Raw genomic sequence first — 24,346 nt, 5'->3', positions numbered from 1 at the left:
GCGTAAAGGCAACGTCACTGCGAATGCATGACCAGAGGCCCCGATGGGAGGCCGATGTAGAGTCGCACCTGGCCGAATAGGACCATGGTCTCATTGTGTGCATCGGCCTATGAACGCAATCATCAGGAGACGGGCCGCTACGGCACATTGCCCGACCGAGGAGGTGCTGTGAACACACTAAGGAAGTGCTCCGTGTACGGTTTCGCCATTTGCATACTATTAGGCTCCGGCGCGCCGCAGGCCAAACCGATAGCCTACCCGGCCAAAGGACAAAGCGCCCAGAAGCAGCAGCAGGACGACAGTGCGTGTTATTCCTGGGCGAAGAACAACACGGGCGTCGACCCCGCTGCGGTCGCCAACGCTCCGCCGCCGCCATCGGGCCCCGCTGTGGGCGGTGGCGAGCGCGTTCAAGGTGCCGCGCGGGGCGCGGCCGGTGGCGCAGTGATCGGTGCTATTGGCGGAGATGCCGGGAAAGGCGCGGCCGTCGGCGCAGCCGCGGGCACCATGGTCGGCGGCGCCAGGGCGCGGCAGAACAAGCGTGCAGCGCAGGCTTCCGGTCAGGCGCAATCTCAAGGCGCCATGGATACGTTCAACCGCGCGTATGCCGCATGTATGGAAGGGCGAGGCTACACCATCAAATGAACAGCGCCTGGTGATGGCGCTGCACACATGCCTATGTGTGACGCCGTCGCCGCGTAATTCGCGCGGCGGCCCCCGGTCGGACACTCGAGGAGATCAGCAATGAACACCACAAAGCTCGTTATCGTCGCGCTGGCTGCGGCCTTTTCACATGGAGTAATCGCCGATACGACACCGCAGTACGACGTGACGAGAGAGCCGGGCAAGGTTTCCGTGACTGGAACTGTCAAGACAAAATCAACCATCGTCGGCATCGAAGCCGATACCCGGACTGTCTGGCTGAAAGACTCCAAAGGGAAGATCGTGCAACTCACGGTCGGAGAAGAAGCGAAGAACTTCGACCAGTTGAAGCTCGGCGATACGGTCGCAGCCGAATACACACAAGCGCTCACGCTGAGCCTGAAGAAAACCACCGGACCCGCGACAATCAGCCAGAGTGAAACGCTCAACCGCGCACCAGAAGGCGCAAAACCCGGAGGCTCGGCTGCCCGTGCGATCACGGTGATGGCCAATGTCGTCGCCCTGAACCCGCACACCAGAACGGTGACGCTGAAGGGTCCGCAGGGCAATTTGGTCGATATCGTGGTAGAAGATCCTGAACAGTTCAAGCGCGTCAAGAAAGGGGATCAGGTAGAAGTCGTCTACAACGAAGCCGTTGCCATATCGGTGGAGCCGCAGCAGATCAGCAAATAGGAACGGCGGGAAGTCACGAGACGCACGTGCGCGCTCCGCCGTGTTGCGGAGCTGCGCGCGCTGATTGATCGAGCGGACCGCAGTGACCTGAATTGTGCAAGGTCAATGTTTTATTTCGGATTCACGATAGATACCAGAACTGACGACTTTCACTGTTCTGCGTGCATGGCAGAAGCTTCTCCTAAGCTCCGACAAACCGGACATGTGCGCCAACATTGTCCGCTCACCACATGGTGCGCCCGCTGACTACTGCGCAGCGTCGATCCCGTTTTCCTTTGCATCACAGCATGATCCGCATGCCGCGTCTGGCCGCATTCATGACCACGTCAATCGGATCCACCTGTGCAAAGTGCTAGGATGCATCATCGGGCTTACAGACGACGGTACGCATATGGCGCATTACGCACGCAAAGCAACGTTGGCGGCATCTATCGACGAGCTTCGGCCAGCACCCGGCGAGACAGCTGCGCTCACCGACGTTCTGCGCCATTGGCGAGCCTTTGCAAGAATGACAGAGGCCTTGCAAGACAACGTCTCTCTCGCAACCATCCTCGACGAGGCGGCAAAATGCGCCGCGCTCGGCTGCAATGCGCCAATGTCAAAGGTGCTCGAAGTCGAAGGAGACGGCGGCGCGCTAGTCGTCAGGGGGCAATACGGCATGGGCGCAGAAGTGATTGGCCGCTCTGCGGGCGCCGTTCAGGCCTGGAATCCAGCCGGCGAGGCACTGGCCAATGCGAAGCCGGTGGTCGAGCCAGACGTTCGCCTGCGTCCGCAGGATAAGGTCCCAGCAATTCTCATCGAGTACCAGGTCGTCACGTCGGTCAACCTTCCTCTTATCAATCGCAGCGGCGCCTACGGGATTCTCGAGGTGGATTTTCGCGAGCCGACGCACTTCGGGGCATTGGAGATGTCGTTTCTCGCGTCGGTGGCGAGCGCACTCTCGGAGAGTATCGAGAAGTACCGGACGCGCTCCATGCTCACCGCCGATCGCGATGCCAAGGTAGACCTGTTAAGGGAACAGCAGCACCGCATACGTAACAACTTCCAGCTCATCGTTGCAATGCTTCAACGCAATGGCGCGCTAGCCAAAGATCCGCATGTGCGCGATAGCTTCAAGCAAGTCGAGCGCCGCGTCTTCGCCATGGCTTCGCTCTACAACCATCTGCTGGGGCTAGGCGATCATGGCGAACTTGTCGATCTCGGGCGATACCTCGCGTCGATGGCCGACAGCTTCCACGACTTTTATGGCTTGCGCGAGAGCGGTATCACGCTTGAGATCAATCTCGTATCGGGCATCTCCGTGACTCTGGACACGTGCACCGCAATCGGGACAGTGGTGAACGAACTCGTTGCGAACGCGGTAGAACATGCTTTCGCCGGGACTCCTGGGCAGCTGACAATAAGTTTGACGCGAAACCCGTCTGGCGGATACTCAATCTGCGTAGCCGACAATGGACGCGGCCTGCTCCCGAGTGCTCTTGAACACATCGGCCTGCGTACGAGCCGTAGGATACTGTCGAGCATCGGCGGCCAGCTTCATCACCGCTCGCAACCCGCCCCTGGAACTGCGTGGGATTTGACGCTTCCGGAATAGGTGCCAACTGCAGGCGATTAGTAAATATGCCGGTCACGCGGACGGCGTGCAGAGAACCACCTCACTGCCCTGGACTACTCCACGCGCGCGCCGCACCACATGGATGGCGAAAGAATGCCCGATCAGGGCTTTCCGCGACCGGTCTTTCCCTGAAGTTCGTCAATGCGTCGAGACGCTTCTGCCTTCGTCAGCGAGCCGTCGAACGGCTCTTTTGCTTCTTCGCACAGCGTCTTCAAGTACGAGGCTTGAGCGCCCGTCATCGGTTCTTCGCCCGTGACCCAGTCGTCCGGATCTTTCTCGGCATTGGACGTGGGATGCACCTTCGGATTGTCGTCGCCAGAGCCGGCGTTCAACGTCGATTCATCTTCCGTTTGTGCGATTTTCTTTTGCGTCATATTGAATTGCTCCGTCATGTTGCGCGACGCTGACGTGGCCCGCCTGCAATCGCGACCGTCGCAACGGTCTCAGGAGGTGAGCAATTCGCATGCCTTTTGCAGTGGCCGCAGCATTGAGGAAGCGGCGCGGGTCGCGAGTCATGCCGCGACGACCCCGCAAATGCAGGTCGCGCGAACGCGGCAGCGTCAGCGGAGTGCCGATTAACGCATATGCAAGTTCGTTTTGCCGCCAGGACACGGCAGTCATGCCGTCTACCTTCTTCTGCGCGATCGACTCATCGGGCCGCGAATCTTTGATTACGCAAAGCGTGACGGGCACGCCGCGCTCGGGCAGGTAAACCATCTGAACCAGCGGCTTGCCTCCATACCGCAAGCGCTCAGCCGACTTGAACGCCAATCCTGGCGGCCGCGGATCCGGCACGCGTAAGCAGCGGATCCGACGACAGCGCGACGCCGTTGGACAGGATCGTCGGGGCGAAACGCGCCACTTATAGAACACATGTTCGCCCGGATAGGGCGAGTTACCAGCAGAGCCGGATGCTCCGTTCAAATCGAGCGGAACGGTCGCGCCAACATGCCGATCATCACCGCCCATCCATAACAGTCGACGCAGCGCGACTATTTCACAGCACGCTGGAATTCCTGAAATGGACGGTCCACAAACTTGTTGTCATGCAATGGAATAAACCCGTCGCCTCAGGTGTCGCGCCGACCAATGCCGCTCGTCGGTGTCTCCCGGAAAATCGGAGCGGAGCTAACGAACATGTTAAAAGCGATTCATATTGGTATCCTTCAATACCGACTGTCTTGCACATGATTCATGCCTCGCCCCAAAACAGCACGGGTGTGCACCCCGCGCTACCAGGCGAGCGCTAAGATTGCAGCCGTAGGACCCGCGCGGCGGACCTTTCGCGTGGGCTTGTCAAGCCGTTCGAACCGGCGGCAGCCGTTCCGCATAACGCCGCGGTACGTCATGGCCCCGCATTCAGGAGTTTTTCTTCCATCATTGGAGGTAGTAAGTGAAGAAGCTAACGACTGCTTTTGGCGCACCTGTTGTAGACAATCAGAATGTTCAAACAGCCGGGCCGCGCGGCCCCGCATTGCTTCAAGACGTTTGGTTCCTCGAAAAGCTCGCGCATTTCGACCGCGAAGTGATTCCCGAGCGGCGTATGCACGCCAAGGGGTCGGGCGCATATGGCACCTTCACTGTTACGCATGACATCACCAGATTTACACGCGCGAAGATCTTCTCGCAGATCGGCAAGAAGACCGACCTGTTCGCGCGTTTTTCAACGGTTGCCGGCGAGCGCGGTGCCGCCGACGCCGAACGCGATATTCGCGGCTTTGCAGTGAAGTTCTATACCGACGAAGGCAACTGGGATCTGGTAGGCAACAATACGCCGGTTTTCTTCTTGCGCGATCCGCTCAAGTTCCCCGACCTGAATCACGCGATCAAGCGCGATCCGCGTTCCGGCCTGCGCAGCGCTGAAAGCAATTGGGACTTCTGGACGCAATTGCCCGAAGCGCTGCATCAGATCACGATCGTGATGAGCGACCGGGGCATTCCCAAGTCGTTCCGGCATATGCACGGCTTCGGCAGCCACACGTTCAGCTTCATTAACGCGGACAAGGAACGCTTTTGGGTCAAGTTCCATCTGTACACACAACAGGGCATCCAGAACCTGACCGACGCCGAAGCGACGGCGCTTGTAGGCGTGGATCGGGAAAGCTCGCATCGCGACTTGTACGAAGCAATTGAGCGCAACGAACACCCGAAGTGGACAATGTTCGTGCAGGTCATGCCCGAGCAGGATGCCGCAAAGACGTCATTCAACCCGTTCGATCTCACCAAGGTCTGGTCGAAAAAAGAGTATCCGCTGATCGAAGTGGGCGTGATGGAGCTGAACCGCAATGCGGACAATCATTTCGCCGAAGTCGAACAGTCCGCGTTCAATCCCGCGAACGTCGTTCCGGGCATCAGCTTTTCTCCGGACAAGATGCTGCAAGGTCGCCTGTTCTCGTACGGCGACGCCCAGCGCTATCGGCTCGGCGTGAATCACAGCCTGATTCCTGTCAATGCGCCTAGGTGTCCGACCCACAGCTACCATCGCGATGGATCGATGCGCGTGGACAACAACATGGGCGGCACGACGCCGTACAACCCGAATACCCGCGGCGAATGGCTCGACCAGCCGGATTTCAGCGAGCCGCCGCTTTCGCTCGAAGGAGCTGCGGATCACTGGAACCATCGCGTCGACGAAGACTACTTCTCGCAGCCAGGTGCGCTGTTCCGCCTGATGTCGCCGGAGCAGAAGCAGGCGCTCTTCGACAACACTGCACGCGCGATGGCGGGCGTGTCAGAACCGATTCAAAAGCTGCACATCGAGCACTGCACGAAGGCCGATCCGGCTTACGGTCAGGGAGTCGCGGCGGCTATCGAGTCGGCAAGCAGAGCGAGTCCGACGCCGAATCGTGGGTTGTGATGTCACATCACGCTGACTAGCAGTCGACCAACCAGTTGATATGCGATCGCTGCGAGCCTTTACGAAAAGCTCGCAGCGATCGATCATGGAATCAAGCCTCGTCATTCTTCCGCGCAATGGCAAGCTCGATCGAATCGAGCAGCACTTCCTCAGCGAAGGGCTTTCGAAGAAATCCCACCGCACCGTCGCGCATGGCCCGTTCGACCGTCTGCCCGTCGCCATGCGCCGACATGAATACCACAGGTATCGACCGGTGGCCCGCGTTCAATCGACGTTGGACTTCCAGTCCCGGCATGCCGCGCATCCTGACGTCCAGCAATACGCAAAGCGCATCGTCAATCAGCGGCGACGCGAGAAACTCCTCGCCGGAAGAGAAAGCCAACGTGCTGTAACCCACGGCTTTAAGAAGATCGCCGACGCCGCTCCGTATGGAGGCGTCATCGTCAACGATGCACACAAAACTCATAGCTGCCACCACTCCAATGCCGTTACCAGGAGGCCACGGCTTCAACCACAGTCAGGCTGCGTCGCGCGACCATCCCCAGACTGCGCTCGGGCACGGTTTCCGATTTCGCGAGAAACGCCGCCTTCCGCGACAACGCCTCGTTCGCTTCTCGGGATCCGTACAGCTTGCGCAGCGCGTATTCCCGGGTGCTTTCGAGCAAAAAATATTCCTTGGTGTTGCTGCCGCCAGTGGTACTCACGAAGCTCTTCGACGCGAGGCCGACGATCGCTTCCGTGACCTCGTTGCACGACAATTGACTGAAGGCGGCGACAGCACATGCCGCTTCAAGTGAAAAACGAGTGGGAAATACGCCGAGCCGTTGCAACACGAGTTTCTCGACGTCGCTCAGCAATTCATAGCCCCAATCGAGCGATGCCTCCAGGGTCTGCTGACGGCGCGGCGCGGTACGGCGCCCACCAGTCAGAAACTGGAACCGGTCGTCGAGTTCGAATATCAGCCTGCCGATGCCGAACACTGCTGAGCGTGCCGCCGCCAGTTCGATAGCGAGCGGTACGCCGTCGAGCCGACGGCAGATTGCAGCGATCATCTCGAGACTGCAACGGTCGCTTATTGCGGCGGCATCGAACGCGCTCAATTGCGCAAGGAAGAGCTTCACCGAACTGCATGCGAGGATGGCATGCAGTCCCGCCCCCACGGCGGGCGTCTCCATTGGATCGACCCAATGCGTAATTTCGCCCCTCGTTCGGAGCGGCTCGCGACTGGTCGCAAGAATCCGCACATCGGCGCTTGCCTGGACCAGTACGTCACAAACGGTCGCTGCCGACTCAATGACATGCTCGCAGTTGTCCAGTAGAACGAGCAGCTTGCGGCCCTGAACGGCCGCAGCCAGATCTTTCAACTCGGGAGCGTCGCCATTGTCGCCTGCTATACCCAACGCCGCTGCCACGGTGCTGACGATGCTCTGCGCCCTTGCGACCGATGCCAAAGGCACGAAACACACTTCCATCCCGGCCGCATCCGCGATTGACCGCGCGACTGCGATACCCAGTTGTGTCTTGCCGATGCCACCCGCACCCACCAGTGTCACGATGGGCCCCGTAGTGAGCGCCCGCGCGAGTTCCGCGGTCGTGCTGTCGCGGCCAATCAAAGGCCCTTGCATCGCCGGCAAACTGTTGAGGCGACCGGCCCCAATGCGAGGCGTCGGCGTAGACGCGGGCACTTCCAGAGAGTCTTCTATCTCCACCGCCAGGGTCAGGCGATAACCTCTTCCGGGAATCGTGCGGATAGCCTGCTTATCTTCGCCGAAAATCTTGCGCAAGGCGGACAGTTGCACATGGATGTTATTTTCTCCAACCACCGACTTCGACCACACGTGCTCGAAGATCTCGTCTTTCGTAACGGTTGCGCCGCGAGCCCGGATCAGCAGTTCGAGGATGCCGAACGCGCGCGCTCCCAGCGGTACCAATTCTGCACCGAAATAGACCTCGCGCATTTCCAGCGACACTGTTATTCGACCGATTTTGATCATGCGGGATTCACGTCTGGTTGATTAGCGGGACGGCGAAGCAATAGCTTTCATGCTTTCGCAACCTTGCCCACGAGGCGGTGACGAGGCCAGCGCCGGTTAAGTCATGGTAATAGGAGGCGTCAGCCGAAACCACTATCCATAGGGATACGGCAGTCACCGCCTCGGCAGGCTGCCGCATCCTTCCCGCTGTCCCATTGCGCGCGACGGGCTCTCGCCCGTGGCGCGTCGTGGTTTACATGCGCCTACTCACACTTTCGTATGAGACCGTCATGCTTGCGGATGCTCGACGCGAGCCGTGGCCGCGCGAAACAGAAAGCCGGCGCCGCGCAACGGCCGCCCACGTGCAAATAAACAATTAGCCGTGCTGGAACGAAAGCTCGCATGTGCAACGGCCGACATACTGGCCGCCATCATCCGACTTGCTGCTCTGGCCGCACGGCCTGTTGCGGCCTCCTTTTGGGGATTGCACGACATGGCCGCCCGCAGAGCAATGCAATTTCGTCCCGGTTATCGCCTTGCAGCCGTTGCGGCTGGCCTTCTGATTTCGGCGTGGTGTGTCGCGACTAGCCATTGCGCACCGGACTTGCGCAAAGCGCTCGAACAGACCGACCGCGACACCCGGCTACCGCTCGAACGCATCGCGCTCGAAGCCGGCCGATCGGAGGCGCCGCAGCGAGCTTCCAGGATCCAGGCGCAATCCCCTTGTTCAACGTCGGGATCGTTGGCCGCTTCGAGCCGCCTGCCAGTCGCGCGCGACGCAGGCAAGCCGGAGACCGGCGTGCGAATCTGAAACGGACGGGCGTTTGCACAATTGCCGCGTCGGGCGGCGTGCCATGCTGCGCCCGTGCCCTCTACAAAACGGCGGGAAATGGTGATGGCAAAGAAGAAGCAGATCCGTATATATAGCGAACCCGCCGGCGGCTGGGGTGCGCTCAAGGCAACCGGCGAGGCATTGACACTGCAGGGCGTCGCGATATCGGGCGCGAAGACGTTGCTGCGAATGAATCAGCCCGAAGGCTTCGACTGCCCCGGCTGCGCGTGGCCCGATCCCAAGCACACATCGTCGTTCGAGTTCTGTGAGAACGGCGCGAAAGCAGTGGCTTGGGAAGCCACCGTCAATCGCTGCACACCGGAGTTCTTCGCAGCGCATAGCGTTTCCGAGCTGAGCGCCTGGGACGATTACGACCTCGAAATGGCCGGCCGCCTGACGCATCCAATGGTGTACGACCGGGCGTCTGACCGTTATGTGCCGATCGAATGGAGCGACGCGTTCGTGCTCGTCGCGAAGCATCTGAACGGTCTCGACCATCCTGATCAGGCGGACTTTTACACGTCGGGGCGTGCATCCAACGAAGCGGCGTTTCTCTATCAGATCTTCGTGCGCGAATTCGGCACCAACAATTTCCCCGACTGCTCGAACATGTGCCACGAAGCAACGAGTGTCGGGTTGCCTCAATCGATCGGCGTCGGCAAGGGCACTGTGCTGCTCGAGGACTTCGAGCATGCGGATGCGATCTTTATTTTCGGCCAGAATCCCGGCACCAACAGCCCGCGCATGATGAGCGATCTGCATAGCGCCTCGCGGCGCGGCGCGAAAATCGTCTCGTTCAATCCGTTCCGCGAACGGGCGCTGGAGCGCTTCGCGGCACCCCAAGATCCTGTGGAGATGGCGACGCTCGGCTCCACGCAGATCAGTTCGTTTCTCTATCAGGTCCGCGTCGGCGGCGACGTCGCCGCGCTCAAAGGCATGATGAAAGCGCTCGTCGAGGCCGACGATGCGGCGCTCGCCGCGGACCAGCCCCGTGTACTCGACATTGAGTTCATCGAAGGACACACACACGGCTTTGAGGACCTCGCCGCCGATCTGCGCGCCACCGGGTGGGATCTCATCGTCCAGCAGAGCGGCCTGTCGCGCGACGATATTCAGAACGCCGCCAACATCTACATGAGCGCGAAGAATGTGATTCTCGTGTATGGCATGGGGCTGACACAGCATCATCGCGGCACGGAAAACGTTCAGCAGGTCGCGAATCTCGCGCTGTTGCGCGGCAATATCGGCCGCCCCGGCGCGGGCGTGTGCCCGGTGCGCGGACATTCGAACGTGCAGGGCAATCGCACCGTCGGGATCACGGAGAAGCCGTCGGCGGCGTTGATCGACGGCGTCGAGCGAGCGTTCGGTTTCCGGCCGCCCGCAGACCACGGCCACGACGTGATCGCCACGATCGATTCGATGATGCGCGGCGACGCGAAAGTCTTCGTCGCGCTGGGTGGAAACTTCGCCGCAGCGGTGCCCGATTGGGTGCGCGTGCAGGCCGCAATGCGCAAACTCGACCTGACCGTATACATCGCAACGAAACTCAATCGCAGCCATCTCGTGCATGGCAAGGAAGCGTTGATCCTGCCGTGCCTCGGCCGCACCGAGATCGATATTCAGGCAGACGGACCGCAGTCGATCACCGTCGAAGACTCCATGTCGATGGTGCATGCTTCAGGCGGCCGGAACGAGCCAGCCTCGCCGCATCTGAAAAGCGAACCGGCGATTGTCGCGGGCATTGCGCGCGCCACTCTCGGAGCCGGCTCACACGTCGACTGGGAACACCTTGTGGCGAGCTATGACCGCATCCGCGAGAAAATCGAAATCGTCTATCCGATGTTCCAGGCATACAACGAACGCATTCGCGTGCCAGGCGGTTTTCATCTTGCATCGACTGCCCGGGAGCGGGTCTGGGCCACGCCCAACGGCCGGGCCAACTTTCTGGTTTTCAAAGGACTCGACGAAAATCCGGCACACCACGATCCCGACGCGCTATGGCTCACCACGATGCGCAGTCACGATCAGTACAACACCACGCTCTATTCGCACTCGGACCGCTATCGCGGCGTCTTTGGGCAGCGCGATGTCGTCTTCATGAATCCGCGCGAATTGCACAAGCGCAACCTGCATCCGGGCGAACGCATCGATGTCTGGGCCTTGTCGACCGACGGAATCGAGCGCGTGATTCGAAGCTTCAAGGTCGTCGAATACTCGCTGCCCGACGGCTGCTGCGGCGCCTATTATCCGGAGGCGAACCCTCTCGTTCCACTGTACGCATTCGACCCGCAAAGCCGTACGCCATCCTACAAGTCCGTGCCGGTGAAGATCTCGCGCGCCGCGGCCGTCGGCGCCGACTCTTCCCACCATGCGACCGTTCTCGATACTGTGAGGGTTCATCATGCATCTGAGTGACGTGCTCGATCTGTCGCGTGCGCAGTTCGCGATGACAGCCATCTTTCACATCCTGTGGCCGATTCTCACCATCAGCTTGTCTGCATTTCTGGTCCTGATCGAGGCACTGTGGCTGCATACCGGCAAATTCTCCTATTACCGCCAGGCGCGCTTCTGGAGCAAGCTGCTGGTGCTCAACTTTGCGGTCGGCGTGGTCAGCGGCATTCCGATGGAGTTTCAGTTCGGCACGAACTGGGCGGGTTTTTCGCGCTATAGCGGACAGTTCTTCGGCAACATTCTCGGCTTCGAGGGCGCGATGGCCTTCATGCTCGAAGCGGGCTTCATCGGCGTGATGGTGCTCGGATGGGGACGCGTGCCGCGCGGCGTGCACCTGTTCGCCACCTCGATGGTCGCGCTCGGTTCGAGTATCTCGGCGTTCTGGATCATGGTTGCCAATTCGTGGATGCAGACACCCGCGGGCGTAACGGTCGAGAACGGCAAGATCATCGTCACCGACTATGCCGCCGCGATCTTCAATCCGGATATGGTTTGGGGCGTCACCCACATGTGGGTCGCGGCGATCGAAACCGGCATGTTCGTGATCGCGGGAATTTCCGCATGGAATCTGTTCAAGCGTCGCCATCCGGAATTCTTCGCGCAGTCGTTCAGGATCGCGTTGCTCGTGCTCGTATTTGCAGCGCCAATCCAGATCTGGTTAGGCGATTCGAGCGGCGGTAGCGTGTTCAAGACTCAACCGGCCAAAGGCGCGGCGATCGAAGGACATTGGGTCACCAATGCGCCCGGCACCGGCGCGTCGTGGTCGCTGCTCGCGTGGCCGAACGAGCAGGCGCAGCGCAACGACTGGTCGATTGAAATTCCGGGCATGTTGAGCATTCTCGGCACCCATTCGCTGCACGGCCAGGTGAAGGGGCTCAAGGACTTCGCGCCCGACGACCAGCCGCCGATGCTTCCGCTGCTTTATTACGCGTTCCGTGTGATGGCCGGCATCGGCTTTCTCTTCATGGTGCTGGCATTCTGGACCGCATACGTTCTGCGCAAGACGCGCGGCAATCTCGAACAGTTGCTCGCGCGGCGCAAACTGCTGCTTGCATGGGTGCTATGTATCCCGCTGCCTTACGTAGCCGTTGAGGCCGGCTGGATCGTGCGCGAAGTGGGACGCCAGCCTTGGGTCGTCTATGGTCTGCTGCGCACGAAAGACGCCGTTTCCACCGTGTCGGCTTCGTCGGTAACGTTGAGCATGGTTATGTTCTTCGTCTTCTACGTGGTTCTGCTGCTGACGTTTTTCGTACTGGCGCGCAACTGGCTGCGAACCGGCCCCGACCTCAGCGTGAATCCGCAGTCCGCCGCGCTGGCAGAGCGCGATTCGGCAGTCACCGAGTACTAAACCACTTCATTGCGAGGCCCTCCAATGGACAGCTCGACTCACACGATGCTCGCGATCACATGGTTCGGCGTGATCGGTCTCATGCTCGTGTTCTATGTCATCGCCGACGGCTTCGACCTCGGCATCGGAATACTCAGCCTGCTGCGTAAGCGGCGCGAAGATCACGATGTGATGGTGCAGACAATCGGCTCTGTGTGGGACGCCAACGAGACGTGGCTCGTCGTGCTGGGCGGCGCACTTTTTGGCGCTTTTCCCGAGGCCTATGCGCTGCTTCTGCAGGATCTTTATCTGCCCATCATGCTGCTGATCGCGGGCCTGATCATGCGCGGCGCGGCAATCGAATTCAGGCACAGCGTGAGCCACGGTCCGCTCTGGGACAAGGTATTCGGAGTCGGCAGCCTGGTCGCCGCTATCGCGCAGGGCATCGTGCTCGGCAAAGTCATTACGGGTCTCACGCCCAGCGGTTTGAGCGACGTGTTCGTCGTGGTGTCGGCAGTCGGCGTGGTGGCCGGCTATTCGTTGCTCGGCTCGACCTATCTCGTCAACAAGACAGTCGGTACGATCGAACAATGGTCGCGGCGGCTTGCATTGCTAAGCGCATTCGTCACTGTGGCGGCCGCCGTGATTCTGACCGTTGCTACGTGGTTTGTCAGCGACGTGGGGCACGTCCGCTGGAGTCAACCAGGCGTGTTCCACGTACTCGTCATGCTGGGGCTCGCCGCCGCCGTTGCCTTCGCGTTCATCTTGGCCGCGCTGTATCTGGGCAGTTCGCGCGGCCCGTTCCGGGGCGCTGTCGTGCTGTTCGTACTGTCATTCGCCGGCCTCGCAATCAGCCTCTTTCCAGACTTCGTGCCAGGCAAGCTGGGCATCGTGGAAAGCGCCTCGGACACGTCGACGCTGGTCTTCATGCTGATCGGGATTGGCTTTCTGTTCCCGGTGATGATTGGCTATAACCTCTACCAGTACTACATCTTCCGGGGCAAGGTCGTGACCGGATCACATGCGGGCGACTAGCGCAACGTGCTTCTCCTGATACCTCGCCGATCCGAGGAAACTGAGCCGGCCTCGTGCCGGCTTTGTTGCTTGCCGATCACGCCTCAAGGGCAGTGTTCAGGACGGTACACAGAATCATCGCACCGGCATTGAGCGGCGCGGGCCGGCACGGACGTGGTTTGTAAATTGCATCGCCGCGCTGGATCGGCCGTCCGCTCATCGCACACACGCCGGCAACGCGTGCATGGCTCATGTGCCAGACCTGATCGCCATATGAGCAGTGCGTCGAGTCGCGCCACGCCAGCGTCGCGGTGGACGGCGAAGGCCGGTCGATCACGCGGACCTGGACTTCGCGATGCTGTCCCCGGACCGACGCGCGGCGATCCCACTGTCCGTTGTGTGTAAGAGCCGCCACGAACTCGTGGTCGTCGAAATCCGTGTCGCCCGACAGCGCGGACAGCAAGCCGAGTGTGCGCAGCCACGGGTCCGTGTAGTTCGCTTTGTCCAGCATGATGACACTCCTCTATCAGGTGAATCAGCCGATCAGCGTGCGCCGTTCGTCGTTCGATATCGCAGCGCCCGAACCCGCCAGCACGTCATTTGAAATTCTCATGTCGTTATGTGCGTACGCCCTGCTGCCGTCGCTGCACGCAACCTCATTGCCGTCAGCGTCAATTGCCTCGAGAGCATGTTGGTTGCGAGGCATCGGGAAGAAATGCATGGGCGTGCCTGATTGCCGGAAGAAGGCTTCACTGACTTGCAGAAACGCATGGATCTGTTTAGCGATCGACATTCTTTTTCATCCTCCAGCAATACGGTGTCTCTCCAACCAGCCGTTTGAATACGGTCGTGAAGTGAGCTTGCGAGCGGAAACCACAGCTGAGCGCCACGTCGAGAACGTTGTGGCGCGAGTTGAGAAGAAGCTGCTGTGCGTGCTCGATCCGCCGACGCAACAGATATTCGTGAGGTCGCATGCCGGTCGCACGCCGGAATTGCGAGGCAAAATGCATGCGGGTGAGACCCGTGCTGCCGGCAATGTCCGCGAGTCCGATCGGCTCCGACAAATGGGCGTCGACATATTCGATCGCGCGACTCAGCCGCCACGGCGGCAGTGCGCTTGCTTCTCGCGACTTGCGCTCCGTCACGGTGAAGTGCCGCGCAATGACACGCGAAACAATCGCGAGACTGACGCTATCGGTAAAGAGCTTGCCGAGCGTCGCGTCGTCCGACTGCGATACGGCTAGCGCCTGCGCGAGGCGTTCAAGAGCGGGATCGCGCACCAGCTTCGGATCGTCGATGCGTAATTCGCCTTTGTGCGGACGGCCGAATGTGTCCTCGAAGCACTCGCCCAGAACCTGCTGGGAGACGAATAGATGCAGCACGTCGGCGGCAGAGTCGAACACCGCGCCGCATGGCACGTCGGGAGCGGTAATTTGAATGGCCCCAGCAGTGACGCGTCCGCGAACCAAGATCTGCCCCGCGTGAGAGAAAGTCAGCGACGTGCATTTCAGATTCATCGCAATACAATGATGCGCGGTATTGCCCTCATTGACTACCTCGATCCGCTCGCTGTCGTTACGTATCCACCGCGATATGACAATAGCGTTTTTCTGCGGCGTGTTCTCGTCGCATTCGTCGTCGGGACAGCGCCACTGACGCTCGCTGCCAATCGAACTCGCCCTTCTTTTATGGATGACATCCACGGCGGGCAAAGACATCGAACTGGTCATGATCGGTCATCCAGAATAAGTGATGTGATAGTGCGAATTGGAATGAATGCTGCAGTGACGACAAGGTAACGCACCGCAAATGCGCCCACTAGCCCTACATAAGGTTGAGTCAAATGACCAATGGTTAGGTCGACTCATCTGCAGGTTTAATTGCGCAACGGACGTGCGGATGCGGCCCTTCGCTGTGCGTCGCGCGCACTGGGGTTCTAGCGTGTCAAGAAAGAAAGCATTGCCGCGCTTTTTTCTAAAGCGAAGCGGATATATGACCTATACGCGCGTATAACGCGGATCGTCTTCGGGGCGAAACAGCGCTCCGACGACGGTTAAAGTCGAAAGCGCTGCCTGTTCAGTTACGCGAGCCGCGCGCCGCCGGACCAGCGGTACTTTGCGGCGCTTTTACGCCGAGTGCTTCGGCCTTCAAGACGAACTCCGCAAGCGAACGTGCACCCATTTTGCGCATGGCTTGCCCGCGATGGATCTTCACAGTGATCTCGCTCAGGTTCATCTCGCCCGCAATTTGCTTGTTCATCAGCCCGGCGGCGACGAACGCCATCACTTCGCGTTCGCGCGCGGTCAGCGATTCATAAGAGCGGCGCAGATCGTCGACGACCCGATTGGCTTCGCGCCGCTCCTGATCGCGCGCGAGCGCGTGCGTGACTGCATCGAGCATGTCCTGGTCGCGAAACGGCTTCGCCAGAAAATCCATTGCGCCAGCCTTCATGGCTTTCACGGTCATTGCAATGTCGCCGTGCGCCGTCATGAAAACGATCGGCAAGCCCAGTTTGTTCGCCGCGATTTGCTCCTGAACCGCGAGTCCGCTTTGGCCTTTCAGGCGAACATCGAGAATCAGGCAACTGGGCACGTCGGGCATCTCGAAGGCAAGAAATTCCTGCGCGCTGGCGAAGGTTTGCACGGCTAGCCCCACCGAACGCAGCAACATGCTGACGGCGCCGCGCATCGACTCGTCGTCGTCCACTACGTAGACCACCGATGCGGCCGCACCGTCGGGCTGATCCTGGCTCGTATTGCTACTGCTCATGACATCTCCCATCGTCGATCGGCAGGATAAACTGCAGCAGAGCGCCGCCTGTCGCCGGCGATTCCGCCCAGATACGGCCGCCGTGAGCCTCGACTATCGAGCGGCAGATCGACAGTCCCATGCCCATGCCTTCGGACTTCGTCGTAAAGAACGTACTGAACATACGGTCCGCATTGTCCTCGCTGATGCCCGTGCCCGAATCCTGCACGCTCACGAGCGCATGGCCGGCGTCGAACATACCTGTGGCAATACGAAGCTTTCGCGGGCCGCTCACGTCGGCCATTGCCTGCACGCTGTTCATTAGCAGGTTGATCAACACCTGCTGTAATTCCACTCGGTCGCAACACGCTTCCGGTGACGGCTCGCTAAGGTCCCATTGCACTTCGACTGCATGCCACTCGAACTCGCGCCGCATCAATTCCGCGGATTCGGTGACGATGCCGTTCAGAGCGACCGGTGCAGGAACACTGTCGCGCTTTTTAGCCATTGCCCGGATTCGCTGGATGATCTCACCGGCACGTTTTGCGTCCCGGACAATCTGCGTGACGGATCGCGTGGCTTCGTCCAACTCGGGGGTCGGTCTGTTCAGCCACCGCAAGGCTGCGCCGCCACATGCCACGACGGCCGCGATCGGCTGCGTGACTTCGTGTGCAATCGACGCCGCGAGTTCGCCGAGCATGGTGATTCGGGTCACGTGCGCGAGTTCGGCGCTCGAGCGCGCGAGTGCTTCCTGAGCGAGCGTAGTTTCGGTGATATCCATCAGCGCACCGACATATTCCGTGCCGCCGGATTGCGGCCTGGTCAAATGGGCAACGTAGTGCACATATTTGACGGAGCCATCGGGCATTGCAAGGCGGTACTTGACATCGACTAGTGCTACGCCGACTTTCGCCTGCTCAAAAGCGCCACGAACCGTCGCGACGTCTGCGGGATGGGTCCGTGCGAGGATCGCGTCGAAGGACGGGACGACTTCCCGGCTGTATTCGAAGATCCGGTAGGACTCGTCCGACCACCACATCGACGCGTCGGGAAAATGCGTGGCAATACTGCCTGTGCGGCTCAAACGCTGGGTGTCGGCGAGGAATGCCTCACTGCGTTCCAGTGCCTGCTCGGCCTGCTTACGGTCTTCGATGTCGGTATTGACGCCATACCAGTGCAAAATCGCACCGGCTTCGTCGCGCAGCGGCTCCGCACCGAGGTGCATCCACCGGTAGGCGCCGGTGCCGGTGCGGACTCGGGACACGTTCTCGAACGAAGCGCCGGTTGCGATTGCCGAGCGCCAGGTGCGCTGCATCTGCGGCAAATCGGCCGGATGCACGATCGCCGGCCAGACATCCGCGCCGCTCCCGCCCTCTTCCAGCGTCACACCCATGTCGGTCCAGCGCCGGTTGATGAACGTGAGCGTGCCGTCGCCCGATGAACTCCAGACCATGCCGGGAATCGCGTCGATGGTGGCGCGCAGCTCTTCCTGCTGACGCTGGACCCGAGCCTCCATCTCCTTGCGGCGGGTTATGTCGTTGTTGGTGGCGAGCACTGCACGAGGTGTGCCGGTCGCGTCGCGCCAGAGCGCCGCGCGGGTCGAAACGGCGACCACGCGGCCGTCGCGTCGAACGCGCTGAAGCTCGCCATGCCAGCGATTGGTGCGCAGCAGTTCGTCCTTGATGTCTTCGGGCGAAACCGGAAAAGAGGTCTGTGTGAGTTGATGAATCGACTGGCCGAGCGCCTGTTGCGCAGTCCAGCCATACAAGGCTTCCGCGCCGTGGTTCCAGAACGTGATGCGGTCGTTCATGTCGTGAACGACGATCGCGTCATGAGCCAGGTTGAGCAGCTGGATCTGCTCCTGCAGCGTCATCGCGGAGGCCTGGTTCCTCAGACTGAGGACCGACGTGGTGCCGATCGCGACCAGGCTCACGAGGCAGCGCGCGGCCGCACCGTTCAGATAGCCGCCTTCATGCGACATCACGAATCCGAGCAGCGTGAGCGCCACGCAGCCCCAGGTTGTCGCGACAGTGACCGCTCGATTGTTGGTCGACGCGACGAGCAGCACCACCACCACGTAAAGGACTGCGATGGCGATGTCGAGCGGCGTGAGCGCGTCGATCAGGAACACGACCAGCGCGATGAGCGCGGCGAGCGCCATGGGAATGCTGGTGTCGCGGTTCGCGGCGAGTAGAACGCTTGGGTAAGTTTTCATGCCGGCGGATCAACGCGCTACCAGGTGAAAACCGGGCGTGACGAGGCTGACAACCATGGACATAGGACTTTTTGGAACGGGCGTTCGTGAACGAATACCGGCAGCCTGTCCGTCACCGGTCAGCCGGCGCGGCTGTCCGGGCACATGACACTCAGATCTACCGGAACCAACCCCTTTCAAATCTGATGGCATCATGCGCGAGCCCGCGTCAAAAGGTGATACTTATTTTTCCTTAAACGTTGCACGACGAGTTGCCGTCGTAGAACCGAAAACCGCCGTGAAAGCCATGTTCCACGGCGGTTTGCGGGCGTCATGCCAAGGCGGGAGGATGCCTCAATGGTGGCCGAAGTCCTTGCGCGCGATCGGGACCGTACGGACCTTCGTGTACTGGAAGACAGGCATCGCCTTGACGGCGTCGCGAGTCGCGCCCGCCAACACCAGCTTGCCGTTCACGTAATCCAGTTGCGACAAGGGAATCGCCACATCGTGCGCCGATACGCCAAGGAACTGATGCGCCGCAACGATTGCGAACGAAACGGCGTTGTCAGGCGCGATGATGATGTCGTGCAGTACGCCCACTTTTTCACCGTTATCGTTGTAGATGCTCTTGCCCAGCAAACTCTTCTTGGCGCTCCAGCCTTCAATGATCAATTCAGCCTGCTCAACGCTGATGCCGATGGGCTGAGCGCCCGCCACCTGTGCGCTCGCGGATTGACACATAGCACCGAAGGTCGATGCCGCTACGAATACCAGTGCCCACTTGAGCTTCATATTGTTTCTCCAAAAGACCAACCGGTTAAAAATGCCCGCTCACTGCCTACCCATTCGCACGCTCGCAGCCGCGTGACGGCTCGAATGCATTGCGCCGTCCCGCAGTTTCGCGTCATTTCGGCCGGTCTGTTTTCGAATTCGCACGGCGTCGGCGGCATGGTCACTCAACCGTCCCCGCGGGCGCGCCTTCTCTTGCTTAATCCATGTTTCGTGGCTGCAGCGTCACGGTGCAGGTCATTCCCATGGCAAGTTTGATATCCGCCGGAATCCGGTCGAGATGTACGCGCACTGGAACCCGCTGCGCGAGCCGCACCCAGGTGAAGATCGGGTTGACGTCGGCAAGCAGGTCGCTGCCGGTCGGGTTGTCGCGGTCCGCTATACCGCTTGCCAGACTTTCCACATGGCCCTGGATCTCCTTTCCGCCCGACATCAGTCGCACCACCGCCCGGTCGCCGACATGGACCTTCGGCAGCTTGGTTTCTTCGAAATAGCCGTACACCCAGAAAGAATGCGAGTCGATCAGCGCCATGCGCGCCGTGCCGGCTGTTGCGAAGTCGCCGGGATACAGATTCAGGTTAGTGATGAAGCCATCCGAAGGCGCTCGAACCTCGCTGCGCGCGAGGTTCAATGCCGCCGTCTGCCGCGCGACCCCGGCTGCCTTATACGCGGCCTGAGCGGCGTTATACGCGGCTGCGTCGGCGGCGTAAGACGAGCCCGACTGCCTCGCAAGCGAAGCCGAATCGGCCCGGCTTTCGTCCGAGATCACATCGCCGGCCAGATTAGCCCGGCGCGCGGCCTGCGCACGCTTCATCGCAAAACTGGATTCGCTGGCCGCCATCTGCGCCTTCGCTTGTGCGACCTGAGCCTCGGCTCTCAGCAGGTCGGCGTCGGCCTGCGCTAGCGCATAGTGGAATCGCGCCGGATCCAGAATGAACAGAACGTCGCCCTTGCGTACCCACTGATTGTCCTTGACCCGCACCTCGGCGACGAGGCCGGAGACGTCGGTCGCGACCTGCACCACGTTCGCCCGTACCCTGCCGTCGCGCGTCCACGGAGAAAACATGTAGTCGAGCCATAACAGGCGGACCAGCACGACCGCCACGGCGAGAGCCGTGAGCGTGAACACCGCGCGTAAGATCGATTGCTTGTTTATCGTCATTGGTAGGGGTCGGCGGTCGTTGATTTCATGGTCTCTCCTCGGCTATGGGTCATCGCCATAAAAGCAGCGACGCGCCGCTGAACATAGCGGCGAACAGCGCGACGCGGAACAGGCTCGGGTGCCACGTATAGCGATAGAGCCCCAGCTTCGCCAGAATCAGGTCGATCACGACGAAGCTCGCCGCGCACACCGCGAGAATCGGCAGCAGTCCGGGCAGCAGCAAGGAAAAGAATTCAATCTCGCCCGGCACGTTGCGCTCCTTCAAAAGCGGAACCGCTCTGCTCCGGCGTGAATCCGCCACCCAGCTCCTTCATGAGCAGCGCCCAGGCGTCGAGTTGCCCGGCCTGGATATTCGCGAGGTTTTCTTCCTGCTGTAGCTGAACGTTCTGCGCCGCCAGCACGTTCAGGAATTCGGAGATGCCGCTGCGATAGCCGGCGTCGGCGAGCCGGAACGAGCGACGCGACGACTCCAGCGTGCTTTCAATCGATGCCTGCTGCTGCGCGAGCGAGCGCAACGACACGACCTGCACGGCGACGGCCTGCATTGCGCTCACGACACTCTGGTTGTAAGCGTCGACTGCGGCGTCGCGAGACGCGACGGCCACGCCATACTGGCCGCGCCGGCGTCCACCATCGAAGATCGGCAGTGAGATCGCCGCTCCGACGCCGTGGCCGACACCGTTGCTGTCGATGAAATTGAAGAAGCCGCCGAAGGTCGCAGCCGAACCGAGCGATGCGGTGGCTATCAGGTTGATGTCCGGGTAGAAGTCGGCATGCGCGGCGTCGATGCCTTTGTCCGCGCCCAACACTCGCCAGCGCGCGGCAACGACGTCCGGCCGATGCCCGATCAGTTCAGCCGGCAGCGATGCCGGCAGCGCGACCGGTACGCTCAGCGCCAGCACGGGCCGGCGCAGTGCCTCGCCGTAGCCGGGCCCCTTGCCCGCCAGGCCGGCAATCTGGATGCGACTCAACGCCAGTTGCTGCTGCGCCTGCTGTACCCGCGTGGCGCTGGTCTGAAACTGGGTCGCTGCCTGGCTTACTTCAAGCTGGCTGCCGACGCCCGCGCGCCAGCGGCGAGTCGCAATGTCCAGCGTGCGCTGCTGTTCCTCCTGAACCGCGCGATAAACGTCGAGCAGCGCGTATTGCAGCGATAGATGCACATAGCTGCGCACCACCGCGGTCTGCAATTCGATCTCGGCGAAGCGCGCGTCCGCGGCAGCAGCCCGCACGTTGTCGAGCGCGCCCTCGCGCAACGCACGTGTCTTGCCCCATAGATCGAGGTCGAACGACAGGTCCGCCTGAACGCTGTTGCTCCACACGGTTGTTCCGCCGGGCGGCGCAGGCGTCGTGTAGCGCGCGTAACGCCTGCGCTCGAAAGTGCCGCCGGCGTTGAGTTGTGGCAGTTCGTCGGCACCGGCGATCTGCGCCTGATAGCGCGCCGCCTCGGTCCGCTCTTCGACCGTGCGCAAGCCGGGGTTGCCGGCGGTGGCGTCCCGCACGAGCGCGTCGAGTTGAGGGTCGTTCCAGCGCTGCCACCAGTGATCGGTTGGCCAGTTCGCGTCATGTTGCGTCGCGCTGAGCGCGGCGCCTGGATCGAGTGATGCGGGATCGATCATCGACTCGCGCGTATGGATGCCGCCGCTGTTGATGCATCCGCTCAGAAGCAGCGCAGACGCGAGCGCGACGACCGGCGAGCGGCATGCCGCGCCAAACGACAGACAGCGGGCCGTCATGCTGGCTTCTCCACGTTGGCCCAGAAGGACAACGTACCGTCATGCAAAGTCAGTTCAGTGATATGCAGCAGTGCGCGCATCCGACAGTGCGCGAGCATCGTCGCATCGACCGTGATGTTCGGCGCGAGCGGGAGCGCTTCGAGCGCTTCCAGGGTCGCGGCGAGCGCGGCATCTGCGGCCTGCGGCGAGCACTGCGCGAATACATTGGCGGTTGCCGATAGCCACGCCTGCTGGACGGCGGGCCACTTCGCCGGCAGCGTTTCGCCGAGTTCCTCCGTGTCGAGCCGCACTTGAATCATCGCCCGGCCGATTTCGAGCGCTGCGAACGCCCAGCCGATCAGCCGGCTGCGATCCACACGGGCATCCGTGGGCGCCGACGCGATCTCGATGATGAAATCGCGCACGTTCAATTCAAAAGTGAAAAGCAGATCGTCCAGCGCACCGTCGCGCGCGCCCGTTGCGACCAACGCGCGTATCTGCTTCAGATACTGAGCCGTGATCCAGTCTCCTGCACGCGGCACGATGATTGAGAACGCAACCGCCGCAGTGCCGATGCCGACGAGCAACGCAAACCCGGTGTCGAGATAAGCGCTCGGGTTATATACGGTGGGATTCGAGATATTCACGATGAAGCAGAAATACAGACTGAAGCCGAGTCCGAGAATCGCGGTTTTTGGAAACGTATTCAGGTAACTGCCCACCATCACGAAAATCGCAATCGACAGGGCGAGCAACTCAAAAGTGTCGAAGTGCGGTAACAGAAGGAAGTTGAATGCGAAGCCGGCCGCCCAGCCGAGCAGGCAACCGACGAAAATCTGCCGACTCGCAATCGTCGGATTGGGCACGAGCGCGAACAGCGAACTCGTGATCGCGACCGCAACAATCGCGCTCGATCCGCCGAGCCAGCCCGACGCGAGCCACGCCGCCGCGACCACCGACACCGCGGCGGCAGCGCGCACGCCGGCAATCAGCGCGGCGACTCGATTGGCGGTTGCACGTGTGCGCCCGAAACGGCCGAGCGCCTGAATCACCGATTGCGGCCATGAGCGCCCGTCTGTCGTGCGTATCTGCAGATAGCTGCTGCACAACACACGAAGGTCGGCAATCGAATAAAACAACGCGGCCCCAGTCGTCGCAACGAACTGCCGTTGATGCGGCGACAGGTCCGCCAGCGACTCGAGCAGCCCGCTCAGCCGCGCAGGCAGAGCCTGCTCGAACGCGGCGAGCCGGCTGCACAATGCCCGTACCTGGTCGAGCGTGACGATCTCCGGTTGAACCGGGCCCGGCACAATGGCGAGCAACGCGTCGATCAGTTCGTCGACCGCGGCCACGGCGCGCGGGTGCGCGTTAGCTGAAGCGCGCGCTTTCAGTTGATGCAGCGCGTGAATCCACGCGACCATGTCGAGAAAGCTTCGATCGAGCGCCAGCAGGACATGGTGTTGCAGCCGGATCGACGGATCCTCGAATAACGCGCCGCTGCGCAGGCTTTCGATACCGGCGCGCTCGCTGATCAGATCGACAAACGGTTTGAACCCAACGCTTGCGGGCGCCCGTCCGAGCATCGTGTGCAGCGCTTCGAGCAATTCGGAAAAGTTTTTGCTGCCCGCCGCCAGGAGCGCCGGCGTGACCCGCCGGGGGAACACGAGCGCGCTCACCAGGCAGGCACTGACTACGCCGATCACGACTTCGCTGACCGTGAACACGACGTTGTCGAACACGCCATACGGGTTGGACCAGGCCGGCATCGCCGTGATGGCTTTGCCGTATCCCGTCAGGACGAAACCGTACGACTGGAAGTTGCGATAGTACGACGCACCGAAAACGCAGACGCCGATCCACGTTGCCAACGCAAGAAAAAACATCAGGGGCTGCTGCGGGAACAGCGCGACGATCACGAGGCCGGCAAAACTACCGCACACCATACCGAGGCCGCGGTAAAAGCCTCGCGCGATGACCATGCCGCTCTGCTGATGCATCATGACGATGACGCACGAGACCATCGCCGTGCCGGGCGCGCGAAGCTCCAGTCGCATGCATAGCCCCATTGCGAGCGTCACCGCGACCGCAACTTTGGCGATATGCAAGAAGCGCGGCCCGTCGTCTTTCCAGTACGCCGTCAACTCGTCCCGCCATCGCGGGAGAACGACGCTGTCCGTCTGCACATTCATGGCTTGTTCTTCGGGGCGTGGGCTTCGGAAGCGTTGATTTTCCGCGCGGCCCTGACCAGTGCCGCGCCGGGCCTTCTCACGCGTCTAGCTTGCGATAGACGGACCGCTGCGATTTGCGCAAATGCACTGTTTTTGTCTATGCGACGTTCAA

At 61.1% G+C, this 24,346-nt stretch carries 21 protein-coding genes; 8 read left to right on the top strand and 13 right to left on the bottom strand.

What is annotated here, in order from left to right:
* The first annotated feature begins 192 nt into the window (after positions 1-192).
* The 3 genes from OH764_RS21405 to OH764_RS21395 all read left to right on the top strand — a co-directional run bounded on the left by OH764_RS21405 (position 193) and on the right by OH764_RS21395 (position 2,926).
* Positions 193-642 carry a glycine zipper family protein gene (locus OH764_RS21405; RefSeq protein ID WP_498851253.1) on the top strand — a complete coding sequence of 150 codons (450 nt, stop codon included), beginning with the start codon at positions 193-195 and terminating at the stop codon, positions 640-642.
* Between the two features lie 99 nt (positions 643-741).
* Complete coding sequence (locus OH764_RS21400) at positions 742-1,332, top strand: hypothetical protein (protein WP_498850697.1); 591 nt, start codon at positions 742-744, stop codon at positions 1,330-1,332.
* 520 nt (positions 1,333-1,852) lie between these two features.
* Positions 1,853-2,926, top strand: coding sequence for a sensor histidine kinase (locus tag OH764_RS21395; RefSeq protein WP_498850696.1), 1,074 nt, complete (start codon positions 1,853-1,855; stop codon positions 2,924-2,926).
* 122 nt (positions 2,927-3,048) lie between these two features.
* Here the strand turns inward: OH764_RS21395 and OH764_RS21390 are convergent, their stop codons facing one another.
* Positions 3,049-3,321, bottom strand: coding sequence for a DUF3072 domain-containing protein (locus tag OH764_RS21390; RefSeq protein WP_498850695.1), 273 nt, complete (start codon positions 3,319-3,321; stop codon positions 3,049-3,051).
* Between the two features lie 1,019 nt (positions 3,322-4,340).
* On the opposite strand from OH764_RS21390, the gene OH764_RS21385 reads away from it, so the two are divergent.
* Complete coding sequence (locus OH764_RS21385; RefSeq protein ID WP_498850694.1) at positions 4,341-5,804, top strand: catalase; 1,464 nt, start codon at positions 4,341-4,343, stop codon at positions 5,802-5,804.
* Between the two features lie 91 nt (positions 5,805-5,895).
* Here the strand turns inward: OH764_RS21385 and OH764_RS21380 are convergent, their stop codons facing one another.
* Positions 5,896-6,282, bottom strand: coding sequence for a response regulator transcription factor (locus OH764_RS21380; RefSeq protein ID WP_498850693.1), 387 nt, complete (start codon positions 6,280-6,282; stop codon positions 5,896-5,898).
* Between the two features lie 10 nt (positions 6,283-6,292).
* Positions 6,293-7,798: an ATP-binding protein gene (locus OH764_RS21375; protein WP_498850692.1), complete on the bottom strand. Its 1,506-nt coding sequence runs from the start codon at positions 7,796-7,798 to the stop codon at positions 6,293-6,295.
* Positions 7,799-8,288: 490 nt separating this feature from the next.
* Between OH764_RS21375 and OH764_RS21370 the strand changes: the two genes are divergently transcribed.
* The 4 genes from OH764_RS21370 (at position 8,289) to OH764_RS21355 (ending at position 13,422) form a co-directional block, all read left to right on the top strand.
* Entirely contained in the window at positions 8,289-8,588 is a 300-nt protein-coding gene (locus OH764_RS21370) for a hypothetical protein (RefSeq protein ID WP_498850691.1), read from the top strand.
* Between the two features lie 84 nt (positions 8,589-8,672).
* Positions 8,673-11,024, top strand: coding sequence for an FdhF/YdeP family oxidoreductase (locus OH764_RS21365; RefSeq protein WP_498850690.1), 2,352 nt, complete (start codon positions 8,673-8,675; stop codon positions 11,022-11,024).
* Positions 11,011-12,408: a cytochrome ubiquinol oxidase subunit I gene (locus OH764_RS21360; protein WP_498850689.1), complete on the top strand. Its 1,398-nt coding sequence runs from the start codon at positions 11,011-11,013 to the stop codon at positions 12,406-12,408. The genes OH764_RS21365 and OH764_RS21360 overlap by 14 nt, the downstream gene beginning before the upstream one ends.
* Before the next feature lie 24 nt (positions 12,409-12,432).
* Positions 12,433-13,422, top strand: a complete 990-nt coding sequence (locus tag OH764_RS21355; protein WP_498850688.1) for a cytochrome d ubiquinol oxidase subunit II — start codon at positions 12,433-12,435, stop codon at positions 13,420-13,422.
* A gap of 76 nt (positions 13,423-13,498) precedes the next feature.
* Here OH764_RS21355 and OH764_RS21350 read toward each other — a convergent pair whose 3' ends face one another.
* The 10 genes from OH764_RS21350 to OH764_RS21305 all read right to left on the bottom strand — a co-directional run bounded on the left by OH764_RS21350 (position 13,499) and on the right by OH764_RS21305 (position 24,195).
* Positions 13,499-13,912, bottom strand: coding sequence for a DUF3331 domain-containing protein (locus OH764_RS21350; RefSeq protein ID WP_498850687.1), 414 nt, complete (start codon positions 13,910-13,912; stop codon positions 13,499-13,501).
* Between the two features lie 24 nt (positions 13,913-13,936).
* Complete coding sequence (locus OH764_RS21345) at positions 13,937-14,194, bottom strand: hypothetical protein (RefSeq protein ID WP_498850686.1); 258 nt, start codon at positions 14,192-14,194, stop codon at positions 13,937-13,939.
* A complete protein-coding gene (locus OH764_RS21340; protein WP_498850685.1) occupies positions 14,181-15,131 on the bottom strand; it encodes a helix-turn-helix domain-containing protein in 951 nt (316 codons plus the stop codon). The genes OH764_RS21345 and OH764_RS21340 overlap by 14 nt, the downstream gene beginning before the upstream one ends.
* A 346-nt stretch (positions 15,132-15,477) precedes the next feature.
* Positions 15,478-16,170, bottom strand: a complete 693-nt coding sequence (locus OH764_RS21335) for a response regulator transcription factor (RefSeq protein WP_498850684.1) — start codon at positions 16,168-16,170, stop codon at positions 15,478-15,480.
* A complete protein-coding gene (locus OH764_RS21330) occupies positions 16,160-18,364 on the bottom strand; it encodes a PAS domain-containing sensor histidine kinase (RefSeq protein ID WP_498850683.1) in 2,205 nt (734 codons plus the stop codon). The genes OH764_RS21335 and OH764_RS21330 overlap by 11 nt, the downstream gene beginning before the upstream one ends.
* A gap of 333 nt (positions 18,365-18,697) precedes the next feature.
* Positions 18,698-19,135: a PRC-barrel domain-containing protein gene (locus tag OH764_RS21325; protein WP_498850682.1), complete on the bottom strand. Its 438-nt coding sequence runs from the start codon at positions 19,133-19,135 to the stop codon at positions 18,698-18,700.
* 196 nt (positions 19,136-19,331) lie between these two features.
* Positions 19,332-20,294, bottom strand: a complete 963-nt coding sequence (locus OH764_RS21320; protein WP_498850681.1) for an HlyD family secretion protein — start codon at positions 20,292-20,294, stop codon at positions 19,332-19,334.
* 49 nt (positions 20,295-20,343) lie between these two features.
* Positions 20,344-20,544 (bottom strand): DUF1656 domain-containing protein, encoded by a 201-nt coding sequence (locus OH764_RS21315; RefSeq protein ID WP_498850680.1) that lies wholly within the window; start codon positions 20,542-20,544, stop codon positions 20,344-20,346.
* Positions 20,528-22,027, bottom strand: a complete 1,500-nt coding sequence (locus OH764_RS21310; protein ID WP_498850679.1) for an outer membrane factor lipoprotein domain-containing protein — start codon at positions 22,025-22,027, stop codon at positions 20,528-20,530. Before OH764_RS21310 ends, OH764_RS21315 begins: the two co-directional genes overlap by 17 nt.
* A complete protein-coding gene (locus tag OH764_RS21305; RefSeq protein WP_498850678.1) occupies positions 22,024-24,195 on the bottom strand; it encodes an FUSC family protein in 2,172 nt (723 codons plus the stop codon). Before OH764_RS21305 ends, OH764_RS21310 begins: the two co-directional genes overlap by 4 nt.
* Between the last annotated feature and the right edge of the window lie 151 nt (positions 24,196-24,346).

The organism is Burkholderia sp. M6-3 (assembly GCF_050858985.1).
GTDB lineage: Bacteria > Pseudomonadota > Gammaproteobacteria > Burkholderiales > Burkholderiaceae > Paraburkholderia > Paraburkholderia caledonica.
This window is presented reverse-complemented; position numbering and strand designations above follow the sequence as displayed.

Bases quoted from the DNA above. Each gene is read 5' to 3' on its own strand.
- OH764_RS21320 (WP_498850681.1), bottom strand. From the start codon at position 20,294: ATGACGATAAACAAGCAATCGATCTTACGCGCGGTGTTCACGCTCACG.
- OH764_RS21310 (WP_498850679.1), bottom strand. From the start codon at position 22,027: ATGACGGCCCGCTGTCTGTCGTTTGGCGCGGCATGCCGCTCGCCGGTC.
- OH764_RS21340 (WP_498850685.1), bottom strand. From the start codon at position 15,131: ATGACCAGTTCGATGTCTTTGCCCGCCGTGGATGTCATCCATAAAAGA.
- OH764_RS21335 (WP_498850684.1), bottom strand. From the start codon at position 16,170: ATGAGCAGTAGCAATACGAGCCAGGATCAGCCCGACGGTGCGGCCGCA.
- OH764_RS21355 (WP_498850688.1), top strand. From the start codon at position 12,433: ATGGACAGCTCGACTCACACGATGCTCGCGATCACATGGTTCGGCGTG.
- OH764_RS21345 (WP_498850686.1), bottom strand. From the start codon at position 14,194: ATGTCGATCGCTAAACAGATCCATGCGTTTCTGCAAGTCAGTGAAGCC.
- OH764_RS21370 (WP_498850691.1), top strand. From the start codon at position 8,289: ATGCAATTTCGTCCCGGTTATCGCCTTGCAGCCGTTGCGGCTGGCCTT.
- OH764_RS21400 (WP_498850697.1), top strand. From the start codon at position 742: ATGAACACCACAAAGCTCGTTATCGTCGCGCTGGCTGCGGCCTTTTCA.
- OH764_RS21305 (WP_498850678.1), bottom strand. From the start codon at position 24,195: ATGAATGTGCAGACGGACAGCGTCGTTCTCCCGCGATGGCGGGACGAG.
- OH764_RS21375 (WP_498850692.1), bottom strand. From the start codon at position 7,798: ATGATCAAAATCGGTCGAATAACAGTGTCGCTGGAAATGCGCGAGGTC.
- OH764_RS21365 (WP_498850690.1), top strand. From the start codon at position 8,673: ATGGCAAAGAAGAAGCAGATCCGTATATATAGCGAACCCGCCGGCGGC.
- OH764_RS21330 (WP_498850683.1), bottom strand. From the start codon at position 18,364: ATGAAAACTTACCCAAGCGTTCTACTCGCCGCGAACCGCGACACCAGC.
- OH764_RS21350 (WP_498850687.1), bottom strand. From the start codon at position 13,912: ATGCTGGACAAAGCGAACTACACGGACCCGTGGCTGCGCACACTCGGC.
- OH764_RS21390 (WP_498850695.1), bottom strand. From the start codon at position 3,321: ATGACGCAAAAGAAAATCGCACAAACGGAAGATGAATCGACGTTGAAC.
- OH764_RS21325 (WP_498850682.1), bottom strand. From the start codon at position 19,135: ATGAAGCTCAAGTGGGCACTGGTATTCGTAGCGGCATCGACCTTCGGT.
- OH764_RS21360 (WP_498850689.1), top strand. From the start codon at position 11,011: ATGCATCTGAGTGACGTGCTCGATCTGTCGCGTGCGCAGTTCGCGATG.